General features: G+C 44.1%; 14 protein-coding genes. 12 read left to right on the top strand and 2 right to left on the bottom strand.

Going from position 1 to position 21320, the window contains the following annotated elements; genetic code table 11:
- The first annotated feature begins 517 nt into the window (after positions 1–517).
- From HUJ21_RS19595 to HUJ21_RS19560, 8 genes are all read left to right on the top strand, one after another.
- Positions 518–1990: an alkaline phosphatase D family protein gene (locus HUJ21_RS19595; RefSeq protein ID WP_291372218.1), complete on the top strand. Its 1473-nt coding sequence runs from the start codon at positions 518–520 to the stop codon at positions 1988–1990.
- 100 nt (positions 1991–2090) lie between these two features.
- Positions 2091–2675 (top strand): RNA polymerase sigma-70 factor, encoded by a 585-nt coding sequence (locus HUJ21_RS19590; protein WP_291372217.1) that lies wholly within the window; start codon positions 2091–2093, stop codon positions 2673–2675.
- A 104-nt stretch (positions 2676–2779) separates the two neighbouring features.
- Positions 2780–3784: a FecR domain-containing protein gene (locus HUJ21_RS19585; protein WP_291372216.1), complete on the top strand. Its 1005-nt coding sequence runs from the start codon at positions 2780–2782 to the stop codon at positions 3782–3784.
- A gap of 99 nt (positions 3785–3883) precedes the next feature.
- On the top strand, positions 3884–7246 hold the full coding sequence (locus HUJ21_RS19580; protein WP_291372215.1) for a TonB-dependent receptor: 3363 nt from the start codon (positions 3884–3886) through the stop codon (positions 7244–7246).
- Positions 7247–7258: 12 nt separating this feature from the next.
- On the top strand, positions 7259–8845 hold the full coding sequence (locus HUJ21_RS19575; RefSeq protein ID WP_291372214.1) for a RagB/SusD family nutrient uptake outer membrane protein: 1587 nt from the start codon (positions 7259–7261) through the stop codon (positions 8843–8845).
- A gap of 76 nt (positions 8846–8921) precedes the next feature.
- Complete coding sequence (locus HUJ21_RS19570) at positions 8922–10376, top strand: sulfatase (RefSeq protein ID WP_291372213.1); 1455 nt, start codon at positions 8922–8924, stop codon at positions 10374–10376.
- A 426-nt stretch (positions 10377–10802) separates the two neighbouring features.
- Positions 10803–12230: a sulfatase-like hydrolase/transferase gene (locus tag HUJ21_RS19565; RefSeq protein ID WP_291372212.1), complete on the top strand. Its 1428-nt coding sequence runs from the start codon at positions 10803–10805 to the stop codon at positions 12228–12230.
- 164 nt (positions 12231–12394) lie between these two features.
- Positions 12395–13924 carry a sulfatase-like hydrolase/transferase gene (locus HUJ21_RS19560; protein WP_291372211.1) on the top strand — a complete coding sequence of 510 codons (1530 nt, stop codon included), beginning with the start codon at positions 12395–12397 and terminating at the stop codon, positions 13922–13924.
- A gap of 4 nt (positions 13925–13928) precedes the next feature.
- Here HUJ21_RS19560 and HUJ21_RS19555 read toward each other — a convergent pair whose 3' ends face one another.
- On the bottom strand, positions 13929–15155 hold the full coding sequence (locus tag HUJ21_RS19555) for an endo-1,4-beta-xylanase (protein WP_291372210.1): 1227 nt from the start codon (positions 15153–15155) through the stop codon (positions 13929–13931).
- Positions 15156–15539: 384 nt separating this feature from the next.
- Between HUJ21_RS19555 and HUJ21_RS19550 the strand changes: the two genes are divergently transcribed.
- Positions 15540–16124 (top strand): transposase, encoded by a 585-nt coding sequence (locus tag HUJ21_RS19550; protein ID WP_291372209.1) that lies wholly within the window; start codon positions 15540–15542, stop codon positions 16122–16124.
- A gap of 78 nt (positions 16125–16202) precedes the next feature.
- Here the strand turns inward: HUJ21_RS19550 and HUJ21_RS19545 are convergent, their stop codons facing one another.
- Entirely contained in the window at positions 16203–16622 is a 420-nt protein-coding gene (locus HUJ21_RS19545; protein ID WP_291372208.1) for a hypothetical protein, read from the bottom strand.
- A 259-nt stretch (positions 16623–16881) separates the two neighbouring features.
- On the opposite strand from HUJ21_RS19545, the gene HUJ21_RS19540 reads away from it, so the two are divergent.
- From HUJ21_RS19540 to HUJ21_RS19530, 3 genes are all read left to right on the top strand, one after another.
- A complete protein-coding gene (locus tag HUJ21_RS19540) occupies positions 16882–17466 on the top strand; it encodes a transposase (RefSeq protein ID WP_291372207.1) in 585 nt (194 codons plus the stop codon).
- Between the two features lie 120 nt (positions 17467–17586).
- Positions 17587–19128: an arylsulfatase gene (locus HUJ21_RS19535; RefSeq protein WP_291372206.1), complete on the top strand. Its 1542-nt coding sequence runs from the start codon at positions 17587–17589 to the stop codon at positions 19126–19128.
- A 322-nt stretch (positions 19129–19450) separates the two neighbouring features.
- Positions 19451–21289 (top strand): CocE/NonD family hydrolase, encoded by a 1839-nt coding sequence (locus HUJ21_RS19530; RefSeq protein WP_291372205.1) that lies wholly within the window; start codon positions 19451–19453, stop codon positions 21287–21289.
- Positions 21290–21320: the final 31 nt, after the last annotated feature.

Below are 21320 nucleotides of genomic sequence, written 5' to 3'. Positions count from 1 at the left end.
AATTAGGCATGGAATTAGTGGAGGCAGAACCATAGGATAAACTGTTTCTTAAGAGACAAAAAGAAAGAGGAAAGAAGCGCCATTTTACAAGGTTAAGGGCAAATCTTTAGACCAGCAATAATCCAAAAATTTAACAAAATAATTTTTGAATTATTACCAAGAACAAGATTAGTTATTAATAAAAAAATGTGAATTATTATTGTCCAGGTCAGAAAGGAATTTTTGCTCCATTTAATAATAAATGACTGTAATTTTTTTAATTGCTAGACAATAGAAATCAAATATTGCAATAGTTTGGTTGAGCCAACCAAGGTATAAAGCATTCATGTCACGGAATTATTGTTTAAATTTAACCATCAAGATCAGCAAACCAGGCAAACGGTCGGATAAAAATAGCAATGGATTAAACTTCCAGTTCATCTGGGAAAAACTTTTATTCCAACGGATATTGCGTAATGCTGTGCTATGATCCGGTTTCTGATTACATCAACTGTACCCAAATAAAACCCAATTACCAATGAACAAAGCAAACAGAAGGGGATTTTTCAAGAAAACAGGGCTAAGTCTTCTATCCCTGATTGTCACTCCAAAAGTAATCTCCCAACCCATTCAAAAATTATTGGACCTGATTTCAAGGACCAATACAGGTGTTTATTTCACTAATGGGTTCAAAATTGCAGAAGTGGGTAAAGAATCCGCCATGTTGTGGACCCGGCTTTGCGGACAAGAATTTCCTCAGCCCCTGCGCCATCAGCGGCAGGAAAAAGTATTCCGTCACCCTATAGATTTTGATGAAGACCAGCCGGTCTCAGAAATGGATGGAGCGGTCTCAGGATCTGCCGGCCTGGTGAGGGCAAAGGTTTCCACCAAAAGTGGCCGGTCAGTTTTTAATTCTTCCTGGCAGGCTGCGGAGGAGGCTGATGATTTTACGGTGAAAATTCCCGTGAAGGGACTTCAGCCAAATACAGCCTATCAGGTGGACTGGGAGGCGAAGGCAGTAGACAATAATACGATCAGGAAAGAAATCGGTAGTTTCACAACACCTCCTTCCGATACAGAACCGGCTCCTGTATTTTTCACCACCTCCACTTGCCAGTATTTCTGGAGTTTTGATGATGAGCGTAGAGGATTTCAGACGTACGATAGCATGCGACGTCTGGAGCCAGATTTTTTTATCCATACAGGAGATTATATCTATTATGATAAGCCCGGACCCCTGGCCAAAAATCTGGAGAAAGCCAGGCACAAATGGCATGCCATGGATGGCTGGTTGTCCCTCAGGGATTTTTACAAGGAGGTTCCGGTATATATGGTCAAGGATGACCACGATTTGCTCAAAGATGACATGTACCGGGGAAAAGGGCCTTATGGTGATCTTACCTTTGATGATGGACTTAAACTTTGGTATGAAAATGTGCCCATTGAAGGAAAGCCTTACCGGACACTTCGCTGGGGCAAAGACTTGCAGGTATGGCTGGTAGAAGGAAGGGAATACCGCTCTGAAAATACCATGGAAGATGGTCCGGAGAAGACCATTTGGGGAGATGAGCAGAAAGAATGGTTTCAGGAAAGTGTGGAAGCCTCAGATGCCACCTTCAAAATCCTGTTTACCGCCACTCCGGTAGTGGGACCTGACAGGGAAAATAAAACAGACAACCATGCCAATGAAAGTTTTCGGCACGAGGGCGAGTGGTTGAGGAATTTTCTTTCAGGACAGCCCAACATGTATGTGGTCAATGGGGACAGGCATTGGCAATATGTTTCAAAGGATAAGGAAACCGGGCTGATGGAATTTGGGTCGGGTCCGGTAAGCGATTGCCATTCCCAGGGATGGAAGGAAGGAGATGTAAGGCCGGAGCACAGGTTTCTACGGCTGAAGGGGGGCTTTTTAAGCATTCGTGTTCACCGCAATGCCCAAACACCTGAAATTTTATTTGAGCACCGGGATGTATTGGGAAAGGTGGTGAATGAAGAGCGGTTTGAAGGGTAATTGCCGAAAACTCTAAAATCCCGGATGAAGTTTTGCCTTGTGCTGGAAAATATGATAAATTTTTGCTTAATTTAATTCTGTTAGTAAGGACTTGGATTAAATGACAAAGCATTCCCAACGAAAAGAATCCGAAATAGTGCTCCTGGTCAGGCAGGGAGATCAATCCGCCTTTGAAGAACTTTATCAGAGGTACGTGGATAAAATGTTGGGTTTTGCTGATGCTTTTATGGGCAATCCAGATGAAGCGGAGGAAGTCGTTCAAATCATTTTTGTTAATGTTTGGGAAAAAAGGCAACAATTGGATCCGGCAAAGAGTATTGCTGCCTACCTTTTCAAATCGGTAAAGAATCAGATTCTTAATCGCCTTCGTAGCATTAAAAGGCATTGTGATCTTTCCGAGATTCCTGCCGAATCTCAAATGGATCAGCAAGACACGCTTCAAAGGATATGCTTCCAGGAAAGCAAGCTACAGGCGATGAACAGGATTGGCGAAATGCCGGAAGTTCAGCAGCGGGTATTCATGCTCAGCAGGGTAGAGGGAATGTCCAATAAAGAAATTGCGAATAAATTAAAACTTTCTGTCAGGACCATAGAACACCATCTTTATTTGGGAAAAAAGTTTTTTAATAGTAAAAATTTAGATAGGTCTATATTTTTATTCATATTAACATACATAATTTGGTGATTTTGGGTTAGTTACCTCTTTTTTAATTGGTGTTTTGGTTCTTTTCTGAAATTCCTTTAAGTATAAATTTCGAAACGGGTGTATTCTTATAAAGGACGAATACATTGGATAAATCTATCATTAGAAGATATATAGCCGGGCGGGCAAATCCTTCCGAAATAAAGCAGGTACATGCCTGGCTGGATCAACCAGGGTCGGACCATCAAATGGAAGAAATGCTGGAGGAGGTCTGGTGCCAAAAGAACAATGTCCCGAGAGATTTGGAACGTAATGAGCGCCTCCTTGCTCAAATCAATTCCAGGATTCAAAAAAACAAGCAGCCTGCCTTTCAGGATGAGTCTATTTTTAACCTGGCATTGATTCGATCAGCGGCTGCCTGTCTTTTACTTATTGGGTTGGCATTTTTGGGCTTTCAGGTAATGAATGAGCATCAAGGCCATTCTGAAGAAATCAAAAGTACCGTCCATTGGGTAGAAAGAAGTGTTTTGCCAGGGCAGAAATTGGTATTGGAGCTGCCTGACGCCAGTAAAATTTGGGTAAATGCCAACTCGAAAATCAGGTTTCCCGAAAAATTTTCCCGGGATTCAAGAGAAGTGTTTCTGGAAGGGGAGGCTTTTTTTGAAGTAAGCCACGATGGGAATCGCCCTTTCAGGGTACATTCAGGTGAATTGACCACTGAAGTATTGGGAACAAAATTTAATATTAAATCCCAGGGAAAAAATACTGATGTGACCCTTTTGGAAGGTAAAGTAAGTGTTAAAATCAACAAAGAGAAAGAGGGGATACTAATATTGAACCCAGGTCAACTGGCAGCATACAGACAGGGAAATCCGGAAAAACTTCAACTGGCGACGTTTGAAAGCCAGGACCCTTTTTTATGGAAGGACGGATTGATACATTTTAAAAATGAAAATATAAAAAACATAATGGAGTCCCTTGAAAATTGGTATGGGGTATCCATTAAGACCCGGGGTCACCTGGACTTAAACAGGACCGTATCGGGCACTTTTACCAACGATAATCTTGATAATATGCTTACAGGTCTGGGTTTCACCCTGGACTTCACTCATGAATTAGAAAATAATGTTGTCACCATTTATCCCCAATAGCCTATGAAAAAATAATGCAGGATAAACCTTTCCATCGCCAAATGTCCTGGTTTACCCTGCCTGCTCTTATGTGTATAAACAATAAAAACGATTAAAATTATGAAAAGAAACATACTTTACCTAATAAAGATGGTATCACGTCAACTCCTGTATGGATTGGTGCTTCAGTCTTTGTTTTTGACCACTTTGCTGGCCAATGATACCGAAGCTCAAATCAAACCCATCGATAAAACATTTATGCGGATTAACAAGGCAGATTGGCCCCTTGGAGATATCATTAAGGAACTCGAGGAACAAACTGATTTCCATGTTATTTTTGCTGATGATTTATTTGATGCTGCTTCCACATTAAAATTGCAACCTGGCAATCAATCCGTATACGATGTACTCGCAGCGGTGGCAAAAGTTACCCGCCTTAAATTCAAGCAGGTAAACAAAACCATTTATGTCGGGTCGATGAAAGATGGAGAAAAAATAAGTGATCCGGCTCATGAATTGTATGACCCGGTGAAAGGAGTCGTAAAAGATGTAAATGGTGAACCTATTCCCGGTGCAACAGTGGTGATAGAGGGAATGTCCACAGGAACCGTTACTGACATAGATGGTTCCTTTCAATTGGATGTTCCTGATGGTGCTGTGATCCTGATTTCTTTTATTGGTTACCAATCCCAGCGCATTACACCGGGAAACCAAACCCAATTGGAAATTACGCTGGAAGAAGACCAAAAGTCATTGGATGAAGTTGTGGTGGTGGGATATGGTGTTCAGGAAAAATTATCCGTTACCAATTCCCTGGCAGCCGTTTCCGGAGAGGTATTGGAAAGAAGACCGGTTGCGGACTTTCAGCAATCCCTGCAGGGCTTTGCCCCCGGCGTGACCGTGGTTGATCAGGGCGGGAGACCGGGCAATAACAATGTAAACATCCGGATCAGGGGAATTACTACCCTGGGAAACAACAATCCTTTGATAATAGTCGATGGGATTGAACAAAGGATCAACGATATCAATCCCAACGATATTGAATCGGTGACGGTCCTGAAGGATGCTTCCTCAGCTGCTATCTACGGATCAAGGGCAGCTAATGGGGTTATTCTGGTAACTACCAAAAGGGGCAAGGCCGGTAAAATCAACGTATCCTACGACGGTTATTATGCACTGCAGGACGTGACCAACCGTCCCGAACACATGGATGTGGGTAGTTATCTTAGGTTGGAAAATGTGGCACATGCCAATGCCGGAAGGCCGATTCCCTATACTGATGCCTACATTCAGGAATACGTTGCCAATGCCCCAAGTCCTGAATATCCTTTGCCCTATCCCTATTTCAGAAGAGATCATTTGGGCATGTTAGATGTGGCTCCACAGCAAAACCATACCCTTGCCGTCAGTGGGGGAAGTGAAGAATTTAATGGTCGGTTTAGTCTCAGGCACCAGGAAATTGAAGGTATCGCCCCTAACTTTAGTGACGAACTGAATGAATTCCGGATGAACCTGGACTTTAAAGCATCGGAGAAAATCAGATTTTCTGGTGATTTGAACTACCGGACTAAAAACTCTATACAGCCGGCAGGTCTATCCGCCTCTGGTGATGGTGAATCACGGGTCTTCCAATATATTCTGCATGCCAGTAAATTCTCCTGGCCGCGCTATGAAACGGGAGAGTATGGCCTGGGTCCGCAGGTAAACAACCCCCTTATTTTTGCAGAACTAACCGGTGAAAGCAGGACAATAAACGATTACCTAACAGGAAGTATTAAATTTGATTATGAGATCTTACCAGGGCTTAACTTTTCCACACAATATGCCCTGAGAAATGACAACCGTCAAATCAAAACCTTTTCCGATCGGTATTACAATAGGGACCCCCTTAACGGCCGCGTTGCGCAGAGGCAAATAAACCGGTTGACTGAATTCAGAAGCTACCTAAATGAATACACCCTGAATACCTTGCTGAATTATACCAAAACGATAGAAAGCCATACGTTTACAGGGTTGCTGGGGTATTCTACTATTCAGAATCAATCCAATCAAATGAGTGGTTTCCGGCAGGAATTCTATAACAATGACGTTCAATCGCTCAGTCAAGGTTCGAACGAAAACCGGGATGCCAATGGATTTGATGCCGAATGGGGCTTGAGGTCTTACTTTGCCCGTTTTAACTATAACTTTAGCAACAAATATTTTCTGGAACTCAATGGCAGATACGACGGATCATCCAGATTTAGTGCAGATAATCGCTACAGTTTCTTTCCTTCTTTCTCGGCAGGATGGAGGCTATCCGAAGAAAATTTCTGGCTGGACCTGAAGGAGACCGTAAACGAATTTAAGTTAAGGGGATCCAGGGGAGCAACAGGAAACCAGGCAGTAGGTCTATATACCTATTTTGAGACATTGAGTGCCATTAATTACTCCTTCAATGAGTCGCCGGTTCAAGGCTTTGCCCAGTCCAACCTGGCCAATCAAAACCTTACCTGGGAAACCACCTACCAAACCAATATTGGTTTTGATATGGGGCTTTTTGATGACAGGCTGTCTGTAACTTTCGATTATTACAATAAACTTACAGATGGGATACTGTTGCAATTGCCCATACCTGCCCTAATAGGCCTTGGGGCGCCAGTTCAAAATGCGGGTAAGGTAAAAAATGAAGGTTATGAAATCGGACTAAACCTTAGAGGTGGGCAAAAGCTTACTTATGACCTGGGCCTTAATTTCAGCGACAATACCAATGAAGTGCTGGACCTGGTTAACTCCGGTCCCTATATTTCGGGAGGTACCACGGCTCCTCGTTTTATCATCGAAGAGGGATTACCCATCAATTCCCATTGGGGATACCTTACTGATGGGGTGTTCCAAACCCAGGAAGAAGCAGATAATTACCCTAATTTGCGTCCAAATACAGCTCCAGGAGATGTCAAATACCTGGATATGAACGAAGATGGCATCATCAACGAGGAAGACCACCAGTACCTCGGTTTGTCTTTCCCAAGGTTTGATTTTGGAATGAATGGAAATTTCACCTATGAAAACTTCGATTTATTTGTTCAGTTTCAAGGGGCCTCAGGACATAAAACCAGATTGGATGGAGCATTTCAGCAAATTGCTACTTATGAGACCTTTACGCACGCGATTTACACCGACAATTATTGGACTCCTGAGAATCCCAACGCAGAGTTTCCGCGTCCCATCAAGGGAGATCCCAGAAACTTTCAAACTTCTGATACACAACTGATAGATGCCTCCTACCTGCGTCTGAAGAATATTGTACTAGGATATAGTTTGCCTGCTTTTATTATAGATAAACTTGCGGTGGAAAGAATCCGGTTATATGTAGGGGCAACCAATCTGTTGACTTTTTCTGAACTAAATCGCTGGGATCTGGATCCGGAAATTCCTTCCGGAAGAGGACAATATTACCCTCAGGTAAGCATGTATTCACTAGGTGCCAATGTTCGATTTTAAAAAAAGACAACGATGAAAAAATTAAGTAATATAAAAATATGGATTTCCATTGTGACTATCACATGGATGGGTTGCCAACCCGATTTGCTGGAAACCATACCCAACGATAGAATTTCAAAAGAAATATTCTGGCAAACTTTAGGAGATGCCGAGTTTGCTGCCAATGCAGTTTATCCTACTCTGGACGGAACCGGTATATTCTCATATGATGGATTGACAGATCATTTACTGACCAATCACCCATTCAATGCCAATGTAGAACTTCAGCGAGGATTCGGTACCATAGCCTCAGGAAGGTATTTTAATGAGTGGCAGGATGCTTATCAAGCGATACGAAGAGCCAATGATTTTATGGATAACATAGATCAGGTAGAGGAAGATGATCAGGAAGCCATCAATAGACTCAAGGGCGAGGTAATGACTCTTCGTGCGTACCATTATATCAAATTGGCAATGCTTTTTGGGGATGTTCCTTTAATTACCACAGGCCTTGATATAGAGACAGGAAGATCAGTCACGCGGGATCCGGTAAATGAAATTTGGGATTTTGTCTCTGCAGAACTAAGTCAGGCAGCAGGCTGGCTTCCCTACCAGAATGGAAGCAGAATTGGAAAGGGGGCTGCTTTGGGTCTTCGGGCCAGGGCCATGCTCTATGCAGGCAGGTATGGCGAGGCTGCGGCTGCCGCCAAAACCATTATGGATAGCCAGGAGTATGCCTTGTATCCGGATTATTTCGAAATGTTTCAATACGCAGGAGAAAACAACCAGGAAGTGCTTTTGGCCAGAGAATTTGCTGCAGATGTCAATTCGCATAATATTTATGCCACTGCAGCACCCTGGAGTCAAATACCAGGTAGTTCAGGTAGCCTTTACGTCCCTACCCAGAGCATGATTGACCTATATCCCATGGCGAACGGCCTGCCCATCACTGATCCCCAAAGCGGCTATGACCCTCTGAATCCAATGGAAAACAGGGATCCCAGATTGTATCAATCAGTTTTCATTTCTGAACGCACTCCTCTTCCAGATGGCGGCATTTATGGTTCTACTCCCGGAACAGATGGATCCGATGCGGTACAAATAACTGTTTATTCTACAGCTACCGGATACAATATCCGGAAATATGTTGATGAAGAAGATTATACCAACCCTTCTAATTCCGGGTTAAACATTATCCTGATGCGCTATGCAGAGATATTGTTGACCTACGCAGAAGCAAAGATCGAGCTTGGAGAAATTGACCAGACTGTCTATGATGCCATAAATGAAGTGAGGCAACGTGAAAGCGTAGATCTACCCCCGGTTACCACCGAAATGGCACCCACTGTCAATGAGTTGAGAGAGTTGGTCCGGGCTGAAAGATCGGTGGAACTGGCCTTCGAAGGTTTCCGCTTGTTTGATATCCGCCGGTGGCAGCTGGCAGAACAAGTCATGCCGGGTGTGCCTATGGGACGCTATTATGAAGAAGGTGGTGAATGGAAACAAATCCGGCTTGATGGCTTTGACAGGTCCTTTGATCCAGGCAGGGATTACCTATGGCCCATTCCCCAGAGGGAACGAGAGTTGAATACCAATTTGACACAGAATGCAGGTTATTGATATAAAAATCCCTCCGGTTTTTTTCGGGGGGATTTTTTGTCTTTTTTGCACTTCATTATTCCTAAAAAACTAACCCATGAACAAAAAGCAATTACTTCTTGGATTGTTGTTGATTGGCTGGATCTCCAGCTTCGCCCAGTCTGGCGAAAAACCCAATATTTTGTTTATCATTTCAGATGACCTGACCACTACTGCTGTTTCTTCCTATGAAAATAGTGCCGGTTATACCCCCAATATTGACCGATTGGCAAGTGAAGGTACCCGGTTTACACAGGCCTATTGTCAGTATCCTGTCTGCGGTCCTTCCAGGGCTTCCATGATGTCGGGCTACTATCCGCATGCCACCGGGACTTTTGGTTACGTCAGTGGGAGAGAAAATATCGGGCCTGATAAAAAAATGTGGCCACAACTTTTTAAGGAAAAGGGATGGCACACCGCCCGTGTGAGTAAAATCTTCCATATGGGAGTGCCTGGTGATATCGAAAAGGGCTCGAACGGAACGGATGACGAAGCTTCCTGGAACGAAAGGTACAACAGTCAGGGACCGGAATGGACGGCCGAAGGGGAGGCCGAACTGGTACAAAATAATCCACTTGGCTTATTGCCCAGGAAGGGAGGCAATGTAATGACCATTGTCAAAGCAGATGGAGATGACCTGGTGCATTCCGATGGAAAAACAGCACAAAAGGCAGCTGAACTGATCCGAAAATTTAAGGATGAGCCTTTCTTTCTGGCTGTGGGTCTGGTGAGGCCTCATGTGCCTTTCGTTGCTCCTGAAAATTACTTTGACCGATACCCTTATGAGCAGGTAGTATTGCCACCTAAGGTACTGGGAGATTGGGATGATATTCCGGAAAAAGGTATCAACTATGTCACCACGCTGAATGCGAAAATGACGGAAGAGCAACAAAAAAAGGCGATTGGAGCCTATTATGCATCGGTTACTTATATGGATGCACAGGTAGGTAAAATATTGCAAACCCTGGAGGAAGAAGGGCTGGATGACAATACCATTGTGATCTTCACATCAGACCATGGCTTTCACCTGGGCGAACATGATTTCTGGATGAAAGTCAGTTTGAAGGAAGAATCCTCCAGGGTACCATTAATCGTCAAAGTTCCGGGAATGCAGGCACAGGTTTCTGATTCTTTTGTCGAATTGATTGATTTGTATCCTACCATAGCCGAACTAACGGGCATCGAACCGGAAGATGAGATCCAGGGAATCAGCTTTGCCCCGACATTGGAAGATCCAACCCATCAAACCAGAGATTTTGCTTTCTCGGTCAATGTCTGGAGGGGAACCCATACTTTTCTGATACGAAATGAGAAATGGGCCTTTATCCAGTACGGAGAGAATGGTGAGGAAGGGATGGAATTGTTTGATATGGAAATAGATCCCAAACAATACACCAACCTGGCTCATTTTCCTGCTTATCAACACAAGGTAGAAGAGATGCAGGAAATCCTCCGGCAAAAGCTTCAGGAACTTCGGGAAAACGATCTTCCAGAAAAGGATACCAACTCATGAATGAAGTGAAAGCCTTTAATGTGTTGATTTTAAGTAATATAAATAGGATGACTTCATGTATTTATCAGGGGGTCTGATAATGCCGGAAAATGACTATTTTAAAATTAATTCTAAAAAACCGACTGCCAAAAATAATATATTGACTTTCCGAAGCCAATAATCAGCATAGTGATATGAAGTGACAAAATCCGGCTAATTGTATAATAGCTATAAACCTGAGTCCGAATTAAGATCGTCACTGCGACCCCTTTGTCATGGTATGCAGCTGGGAAAGGGTGTGGCAGTCTCGTTTGGCCAGAGATTCCCACGGCTTTCACCGCTAAAAACCCTCTGAATGACTGTTTTTTAACGAAATTCAGTCGAACTAAGGTTATAAGGTTTTATCAGAATTGGTTGTATCTATTATCTCTAAAAAAATGAAAGAAAATGAAATTGCAGATAAATAGAATTCTATTGGTTTTCCTGCTGGCAGGCGGTTTCATTTGTGGAATGCCTGAAAATCTTCGTGGTGAAGTGGTAGATCCAGCCCCGAATATTCTCATCATAACTGTGGATAATTTGGGATACGGTGATTTGAAATCCTTTAACAATTCCTCTCCCATACTTACGCCAAACCTCGATAAGTTGGCCGAACAGGGTGCCAGTTTGAAGAATTTCTACACGGCTTCTCCCACTTGTACCGCCTCACGTGCAGCCTTGTTAACCGGAAGGATTCCACAGCGCAACAAACTGCATGAACAACTGGTAGGTCTGGAAGGCAATTATGGGATAGGCCTCCCACACTCGGAAATCATTTTACCACAGGTGGTGAAAAAAAGCCCTCATGGATATGCTACAGCAGCATTTGGAAAATGGAATATTGGTTTTGCACCTGGGTCCAGGCCTACTGAAAGGGGCTTTGATGAATTTCTGGGGATTGCTTCAGGAAATGCCGATCATTTCACGCATGTATATGCAGGCAGAAAGGATTTGTACCACAATACCACGGCCATCAACCGGCATGGGGAATACAGTACGGATTTATTTGCCGATGCGGCCATTGGCTATATCCGGGAGAAATCTTCCAAAGAGATTCCCTGGATGGTTTATCTTCCCTTTGATGCGCCCCATCATCCGGGAGACAGGAACATTGATCCAGGTGAGCCAAATATTTGGAAGGCTCCTGATTATGCCTTTGATGCCTATGGTCTGAGCCCGGATGAAAAAGACCCCAAAAAGAGATTCAATGCTGTAGTTACTGCCATTGATAGGGCCATCGGCAGGTTAATGGAGAGTTTGGATGAATTGGGCATTGCCAATAATACATTTGTTTTTTTCTATTCAGACAATGGCGCTTTTTATCCCTATCTGGATATTCAGTCCAACGCCCCCTTTAATGGGGCCGGCGTTACCCTATGGGAGGGAGGCATTCATGTGCCAGCCATAGCCAGGTGGCCCGGTAAAATCAAGGCCAATTCCACCATAAGCACCCGGCTTTGGTCACCGGATCTGTTTGTAGCTGTGGCAAATCTGGCAGGAGCGGAATTGCCACAGGATAGGTTTATTGATGGCAAAAACCCCCTTCCGGTCCTAACAGGAGAAACGGTTCATTCTCCCCATGCCTCCCTTTTTTTTAAATACCAATCTCATGCAGCTCTTATTTGGGGAGATTATAAAATTTTAAGGGAGAAGCCTGAAGATCCATGGATGTTGTTTAATCTCCGTGAAGATCCGGCAGAAAAGGTTGATCTGGCCGAATCACATCCCGCTTTGGTGCGGAAAATGGAAGAACCCCATCGGTTGATCGAAGCGGAGATCAATAGCTATTTGGAAAGAGAAGAAAAGAAACTTAATTTTCAACCCCAGATTAAATAACCATTTGATGCAATCGACAGGATAAAAATAATTATTAAACAGGCTGGGCAATGATTACTTTAACCCTCAAAGATTCTTCCATCCCGATGGCTATCGGGAAGCGACCGGCATCCCGGCCAACGGTGCGTGACAAGTCGTGACCATTTACAAACAATTAAAAACACATGAAAAAAATCACCCAAAACCTGCTCTATTTATTTTTTATTTTGCTCTTTCCAGTGGTGATTTCCTGCCAGCAGGAGAACCAGGATCAAACCAATCCTGCCTTGCCCAATGTGGTCCTGCTTTTGGGGGATGATCATGGCTGGGATGAGACGGGCTATAATGGTCACCCTTACCTGCAGACACCCGTTCTGGATGAGATGGCTGCTGTTGGCCTGAGAATGAACCGCTTTTATTCCGCTTCCCCGGTTTGCTCACCTACCCGTGGAAGTATCATTACCGGCAGACACCCCAACCGATATGGTACATTCACTCCGGGATATTCCATCCGGCCGGAGGAAATCAGCATTGCCAGTCTGATGAAGGATGCCGGTTATACCACGGCACACTATGGAAAATGGCACCTGGGACCTGTAAAAACCGGGTCACCTACCAATCCTGCAGCTCTTGGTTTTGAAGAATACATCTCCCATGACAATTTTTTTGAAATGGATCCGCCCCTTTCCAACAATGGAGCTGAGCCTGTGATTTTTGAGGGGGAAAGTTCTGAAATACTGGTTCGTGAAGCCAAAAAATTCATGGACAAGGCCATGGAGAAAAATGAACCGTTTTTTGTGGTGATCTGGTATGGATCTCCTCATGAACCCTACAGTGGAACGCCTGAGGACCTGGCTTTGTACGAGGACCTGCCGGAAAATTTTGGAGACCGTATGGTCAACCTCACCTCCAATGAAACCGGGTCCAGGGTAGAGCGCCTGCAACGGGACGTTTTACAGGAGCGGTTTGCGGAAATCACAGCCATGGACAGATCTATCGGGCAGTTAAGAGATTATCTGGAAGAAAAGGGGCAAAGAAGCAATACCCTACTTTGGTATTTTGGAGACAATGGTACTCCTCAGGAAGCCAATGCCACTGTGCCTTTCCGTGGACAAAAAGGAGATGTGTATGAGGGAGGTATTCGGGTTCCGGCAGTTTTGGAATGGCCTGCCAAAATCAAACAACCCATCGTAAGTGATGCCAATGCCGTTTCCTCTGATGTAATGCCAACATTGCTGGATATTATTGGAGCAGATTTGCCTGACCGGCCCATTGATGGTATCAGTTTGTTGCCCATGATGGAAAACAGGATGCCTCAAAGGACAGCACCTATTGCCTTCTGGAATGGACGGCCAAGAAATGGCGGTGAAGGACTGGAAGATTATATCGATCCGGACCTTCAAAAGGGAACCACCCCATTGGTTAAATTAATGGGAGGTATCGCAACCAGAAATTTTAAAAACTTCCACCAAACGGATATTCGGGAAGAAGATTTTTCTGGCCCAAGGGCTTTGCTGGACAACCAATACAAGTTGGTGATTCACGGGGGAACGGGAGAGGATGCCAAAAGGGAATTGTTTGATATCCGCTCCGATCCTGCCGAAGAAAAGAATTTGATTGACACCCAGTCTGAACTAGCGGGAAATATGGAGGACCAACTAAGAAGCTGGCAACAATCGGTATTGGAAAGCCTGACCGAAGCTGATTACAAGTGATACATCAGCGCAGGGGAAATTCCACCTTTGTTTCTCCCTGGGCTTTGCTGTGGGAAATTACTTTTGATTGCCCATCAACGGTTATCTGGTAGTCCCCGTAAAAAGCAGGGATAGCATATTGGCCAGCAGCATCGGCAGTACCCTCGGTTTCAGTCCACCAGGTGTTGAAAATTAATTCCTGATAGGCTTTGGCGGCCGGTTTGGCTTGCCAGTCCCTGGTGTACAGGGAGGAGGCCGGGATCCAGTTAGCACCTTCCCAGAAGCCCCACATCAGGATACCCTCGACTGCAGGATGGGCAAAGCAGATGCGGTAGTAATCCACCAATTCCCGGGCATTTTGAGCTTCCTCTTCGGGACTCATGTTCAGTTTGGAATCATTATAAAACTTGGACCGCTGTCCTGGCATGTTGAATTCCGTGATCCGGATAGGCAGGCCAAATTGGGCCAGTGAGTCCAGGCTGACTTTCAGGGCCAATCTGTCGAAGGTGCTACCATGCAGGTGGCCCTGCACCCCAATACCGGCAATGGGCACGCCTTGCGCCAGCAGCTTCCTGATTTGAGCCATATAATCTCTTAGGCGGTTGCCTGTCAGGATATCATAATCGTTGAGGTACAGTTTGGCATCAGGATCTCCTTCCAATACCCATTGCACCATTTTTGCAGTAATATCCGGCCCCAGCCGGTCTTCGTAATAATTGCCGTGAATCATTTCATTGTTCAGGTCGTATTCCACAAAGCGACCTTTGTAACGGCGGGCGATGGAAATGGCCCTGTCCCGGATGGTGGCTTCCAGTTCCGCATCACTTAGCTCCTTCACCCAGGGCTGTACAAACTTGTCTATCCCCCAGAATAAATTATGTCCCCGCAGGGGAATATCGTTTTCTTCCGTCCATTGCAGGATTCCTTCCACCGTTTGGTGGTTGACCTTTCCTTTTTCTGGTTCCATATTGGCCCATTTGAGGGCATTTTCAGTGACGGCGCTATTGAAGTTTTCCAGGAAACGGGATTTATATTGGCGTAGGTCTTCCGCATTCATGCTTCCCGATCCCAGCCCATTGGCGATGGCCGCTCCAAACCAGAATTCATGGGAAAGCTGCTTTACCGAAACTTCTGCCCCGGGTCCGGCTGTGATGATCAGTTGACCTTTTCGGTGCTGCTCAATATCCTGATCAATGGATTGGGCAGTAAGGTTCAGGCTGAACAAAAAGAAAAAGACAGTTATTCGGATCATGGTGGATTGGGTTTATAGGTTTGAGTTCTGGACGGAATTTACGAATTTTTTAAAACAGGTAAAAGTTCATAACCTGTCCGGTCTTATCAGGAAGGTATTAACTTTGCCAAAGTTTAGAACTTTGGCAAAGTTAGTAGAAAGACCTGCGCTTTGAGGATTCCGCTTTTCCGATAAAGGTTGAATTTCTTAAAAATGAGATTACTCATATTGAAGAAACAAAATAAAAGGATGCTGAAGTGACAATTGCCAAAAAAATGGTTTTTCAATTGGATTTGGTCAAAAATTCATTCTTAAATATTTAAATTTTAACAAAAAAAAGTAGTTTCAATAGTTGAAGCTTTCCCAAAGTTTTGAAACTTTGGGAAAGCTAATTTGCAAACAACAATGGAATCGGGCCAATCCTACCATATCTTTAACCACGCAAACGGAGCGGAAAACCTTTTCAGAGAGAAGGAGAATTACCGATTTTTCTTACAACAGTATAATAAATACCTCGAAAAAGTAGTAGATACCTATGCCTATTGCCTGATGCCGAACCATTTTCATTTTCTAGTTGGTGTCCGTGAAGACCTGTCAGGTTTCCAAAACCTGACAGGTCTGATCAAGCATCCGTCTAAAAATCCAGCGATAAAAGGGTTTGCAGATTTTTTCAATTCCTACACCAAGGCAATCAATAAGAGATTTGAAAGAAAAGGTAATCTATTTGTACGGGCGTTCAAAAGAACACCCATTCTCTCCGAACAACAATGGCAGGAAACTTTTCTTTACATTCATTTAAATCCTGTCATACATGGCTTCGTTAAAAATCATCCCGACTGGAAATGGACTAGTTGGCATGAATACCAGAATTCCGGACAGCCATCCAAGCTGAACAGGGAATATTTCCTAAACTTCTTCGATGACTTGGCGCAGGTAGAAAATCTGATGGAAATAAAAAAGGAATGGTTGATAAATAAGGATTTGGAATAAAACCATAATTTAACTTAGAGACCTGTCAGGTTTCCAAAACCTGACAGGTCTTGACCTTACGAATACCTTAAATCTTCCCTACATCCCATCTATTTGTTCTTTCACAAATTCAATATAGGCATTTTTCTTAAAATCAAACCAATCCTGACGGTATTCCGAATCGTCGATCAGCATCTTAAAGTGCTGAAAAGGTTTTCGTTTTGACAATTCATGTAAAATTTCTTCTCTGAATACAACATCATCCAAAGAGAAGGCGAAATTTTCCATTACCTGATAGGCCTCCCTGGAATCCATTTTTTCAAATCTGTCATAATTGGTCCAGTCTGCTTCGATTTTTTCCATAAGGTCTTCCCAGGGTTCGGGATCGAAAAAGGGATCATCCGGGTCAGGATGGGATTCGACGGTGCCTGTCGGCCGATGATAGAAGCACAGCATGCCACAGTCCAGTAAATCGGCTATTTCTTCAATCTGCTTTTCGTTAGGGTCCTTGTTTTCCATACCCTAAAAATAATAAATCTAAAAGTATGAACTATGCCAAAGTTCTAAAACTTTGGCATAGTTATAAAACCTGTCGGCGCACCAAAATAAAAGGATGATGAAGTGATAATTGCGAAAAAATGGCTTTTCAATAGGGTTTAGACAAAAATTCATGCTTAAATTTCTAAATATTACCAAAAAGAAGTAGTTTCATTAGTTCATGCTTTCCTAAAGTTTCAAAACTTCGGGAAAGCTAATACTTTGGAAGAGCTAATTTGCTATGGAACCGGGTCAAACCTACCATATTTTTAACCACGCAAACGGAGGGGAAAACCTTTTCAGAGATGAGGAGAATTACCGATTTTTCTTACAACAGTATAATAAATACCTTGAAAATGCAGTAGATACTTATGCTTATTCTTTAATGCCGAATCATTTCCATTTTTTGGTTGGTGTTCGGTCGGAGAACAGGTTACGTTCAACTTTTCCAAAGTTTGAAACTTTGGAAAAGTTAGTCACCCGGCAATTCGCTAATTTTTTTAGTTCCTATACCCAAGCCTTCAATAAAGTTTACCAAAGAAGGGGTAGTCTGTTCATTAAAAATTTTAAAAGAACACCGATTCTCTCCGAACAACAATGGCAGGAAACTTTTCTTTACATCCATTTTAATCCCGTAAAACATGGCTTTGTTAAAACCCATACCATCTGGAAATGGACGAGTTGGCGTGAATACCAAAATTCTTCCCGGCCATCAAGGCTGAACAGGGAATATTTCCTAAACTTTTTCGACGATTGGGAGCAAGTAGAAAATCTGATGGAAGCAAAAATAGAATGGCTGATAAATAAGGATCTGGAATCCATTTAACTTTTCCAAAGTTCTTAAACTTTGGAAAAGTTATTCAACAACCGCTTGCTTTGGGAAAAGTAAACAAGTATTTTCAACCTGCTATTTTCACATCTTTTCATAAACTATAAGATCCGGATAATGCTTCCCAAATTACATCTGATCCTGTTGATATTATTGATCGCTCCTGGCATTTCCGGTAAAGCCCAAAATCAGACTAAACCCAACATTGTCTATATTCTGGCAGATGATATGGGTATTGGTGATGCTTCCTGCTACAATCCCGAATCTCGTATCCATACAAAAAACCTGGACAAACTGGCTGAAAACGGTCTGAGGTTTACGGATGCCCACACCAGTGCAGCAGTGTGTACCCCAACGCGCTATGGTATCCTGACAGGGCGTTACAATTGGAGATCTACCTTAAAAAATGGGGTGTTGGGAGGATATTCTGCTCCACTGATCTCAACAGATCGCCTCACGGTAGGCAAATACCTCCAAAATTCCGGATACCATACGGCATTTGTTGGCAAATGGCATCTTGGATGGGACTGGTCTTTCAAACAGGAATATGAAAACATCGATAATCTGAACCGGATCCTGGAAGTGGATTACAGCCAGCCGATTCAAAATGGCCCCAATCAGGTTGGTTTTTCCTATGCTTATGGGTTTAGCAGCTCCCTGGACATTCCACCTTATGTGTACATTGAAAATGACCGGGTAACAGCCCTTCCGGACAGGAGGACTGTCAATGTGGATGAAAAAGGCTTTTGGAGAGACGGTCCAACAGGTGCGGATTTCGACCATGTGCAGGTCTTGCCACATCTGACCGATAAAGCAGTGGATTATATCCATCGGCAATCTGCTACATCAGATCCCTTTTTTCTTTATTTTGCGCTCCCTGCGCCGCACACGCCCATTTTACCCACGACGGAGTTTATGGGCAAAAGCAATACCAATATGTACGGGGACTTTATGCTGCAGGTAGATGATGTGGTGGGCCGCATTGCAGCAGCTTTGGAAGAGCAAGGGATACTGGACAATACCCTGTTTATTTTTACTTCTGATAATGGCTGCTCACCAAGAGCGGATTACCCGGAATTGGATCAGGTAGGCCATGATCCCAGTGGGGGATTTCGTGGGCACAAGGCCGATATTTACGAAGGGGGACACCGGGTACCCTTTATCGTTCACTGGCCGGAAAAGGTTTCCCCGGGCCAAACTTCCGGTCAGCTGATCTGTACCACTGATTTGATGGCCACGGTGGCTGAAATGCTGAATAGACAGCTGCCCGATAACGCCGGTGAGGATAGTTTTAGCTTTTTTCCCTTGCTGGCGCAGCCCAATGCAAAAGCAGAAAGACCTTCCATTGTCCACCACTCCATTGAAGGTCGCTTTGCACTCCGCAGGGACCAATGGAAACTGATCTTTTGGCCCGGCTCCGGGGGGTGGACCGAGCCTCTTAGCAGAGATGGATTGGAGGGCTTGCCGGACTGGCAGTTGTTTGATCTTTCCGCAGATCCATCCGAGCAAAATAACCTGGTAGAAGCCTATCCGGGACGTGTACAGGAGATGAAAGAAGAAATGATCCGACTGATCAAAAATGGGCGGAGCACTCCCGGTCCCGTTCAAAAAAATGATGGTCCGGAGATTTGGGCCCAGGTGGAGTGGGCTTATGAATGAGCCATAGGCTGGTAGAAAAAAGTAGAAAGAAAAAGTTCTGTTTACACAGGTATCTGGTTTATCATATGAAGCCCGGTTGTCAAAAATGGGCAGAAAATGGATTTATAGAAATTTTGATTAAATCCATTTTTTGCCAATTATACATGATGTTATACCAATAATAATTTACCCGGAAAAATATTCATTCAGGTTTGCGAACTTAAATACCAAATGGATGCTGTTGCCAAAGCGTTCTCCTGATGAACCCGTTACTATTTATTTTCAGGGTAGAAAATGAAAATTCCCGATCCAAAGCTCATATAGCTATTTAAAAAGATACATTATGCGATTCCAAAAAAATCTCCCCCTTTCTGAAATATGGTGTTACCGTAAACAGGCAATCTTTCTTTTTTTGGCATTCATTTATTCGTTTGCTTTGAATGGAAGAACGCCAATGCTAGACCATGATCCCGATCCTGTTCAAAATGAGATTCGGATTGTCCGGCAAGTCCCTGTCCCCATGCGAGATGGCACTGTACTGTATGCTGATATTTATCGTCCTGCAAAGACTGGAAAATACCCGGTGATCGTTACCCGTACACCTTATGGATTACAGCGGGATAACGTTCATCATGAGCGAATGATAAAATTTGCCCAGCGTGGGTACATTGGTATTGTTCAGGATGTGAGAGGACGGTATGAAAGCGAAGGTAAATGGGATCCTTTTCGGGATGAAGCAAATGACGGACACGATACCATTGAATGGATTGCTGAACAAGATTTTTCCAATGGCAAAATAGCCATGCAGGGAGGTTCTTACCTGGGGCATAACCAATGGGCTGCGGCCAGTCAGGGTCCCCCCAGCCTGGATGCTATTTTCCCTTCGGTTGCCTCTACCAACCTATATGCCAACTGGATCACCATGGGGGGCGCTTTTCGCCTTAGCTTTAACTATGGTTGGGGTGTGGTCCGCATGCCAAATCGCATCATGTTGCCTCAATACTGGCATACGGCAGGTTATACTCCGGAGGAATTAAGGTATGAAAACATTTTGATGCACCTCCCGCTTAAAAATGGAGACCTGGAGAGTGCGGGATATAAAGTGCAACATTACCGTGACTGGCTGGAGCATGAAAGTTACGATGAGTACTGGAAATCCATTAGCGATGAAGAACGCTTTGATAAGGTGATGGTTCCTGCTTATAATACCGGAGGTTGGTTTGATATTTTCCTGATGGGCACCCTGAATGGATATACGGGCATGAAAAACCATGGAGGAACGGTAGCAGCCCGTGAGGGCACAAAACTGTTGGTGGGGCCCTGGGGGCATGGACCCGGTACCAAATTCGGTGATTTGGAGTTCGGGGAGCATGCTTTCATAGATTTGTTTGAAGAGGAACTTAGGTATTATGATTTTCACCTAAAGGGAATAGCTAATGGGCTGGATGAAGAAAAGCCAGTGAAGATTTTTTATATGGGGGAAAATACCTGGCGGGAGGAGGAGGACTGGCCAATCCCCGGAACGCAATACAAAGCACTTTATCTGACAGGCAACGGTCCGGCAAACACCTTACGAGGGGAAGGCAAGCTCACTTTTGAAAAGCCTGAAACAAGCGGTTTGGATACCTACCTGTACGATCCCAACCATCCGGTAATGACTTATGGAGGTAACAATTGTTGTGGAACTCCTACCACTACAGGGCCCAAAGATCAGCGGGTAATTGAACGCAGAAACGATGTCCTGGTATACACTTCGGACTATCTTACAGAACCAGTTGCTGTTGCAGGTCCGGTTAAAATGAAGCTGCATGCGGCAACCGATGGGCCCGATACAGATTGGATGATCAAGCTGGTCGATGTGTACCCGGATGGAAGTGCCTATCCGGTGTCTGAAGGAATTCTCAGGGCCCGCTTCAAAGATGGTCTGGACAAAATAAATCTCCTGAAACCCAATCAGGTCTACGAATTCGACATTGAAATGATGGGTACGGCAAATGTCTTTCAACCGGGACACCGCATCCGTATTGATATCACTTCCAGTAATTTTCCCCAATTTGACCGGAACCCGAATACCGGGAAGCCTTTGGGCAGCGATGCTGAGGTACGCATTGCCAGCCAAACCATCCACCACGGTGGAACCCGACCAAGTCACGTTATTTTACCCATTGTTCCGGGATTTTAATCCGGTAATCCTGATTATGCAATTAAATGAA

Origin of the sequence: Cyclobacterium sp., from assembly GCF_014762705.1 — a bacterium.
GTDB lineage: Bacteria > Bacteroidota > Bacteroidia > Cytophagales > Cyclobacteriaceae > Cyclobacterium.
Note: the sequence above shows the minus strand (reverse complement) of the source record. Positions and strands in the feature narration are given on the sequence as shown.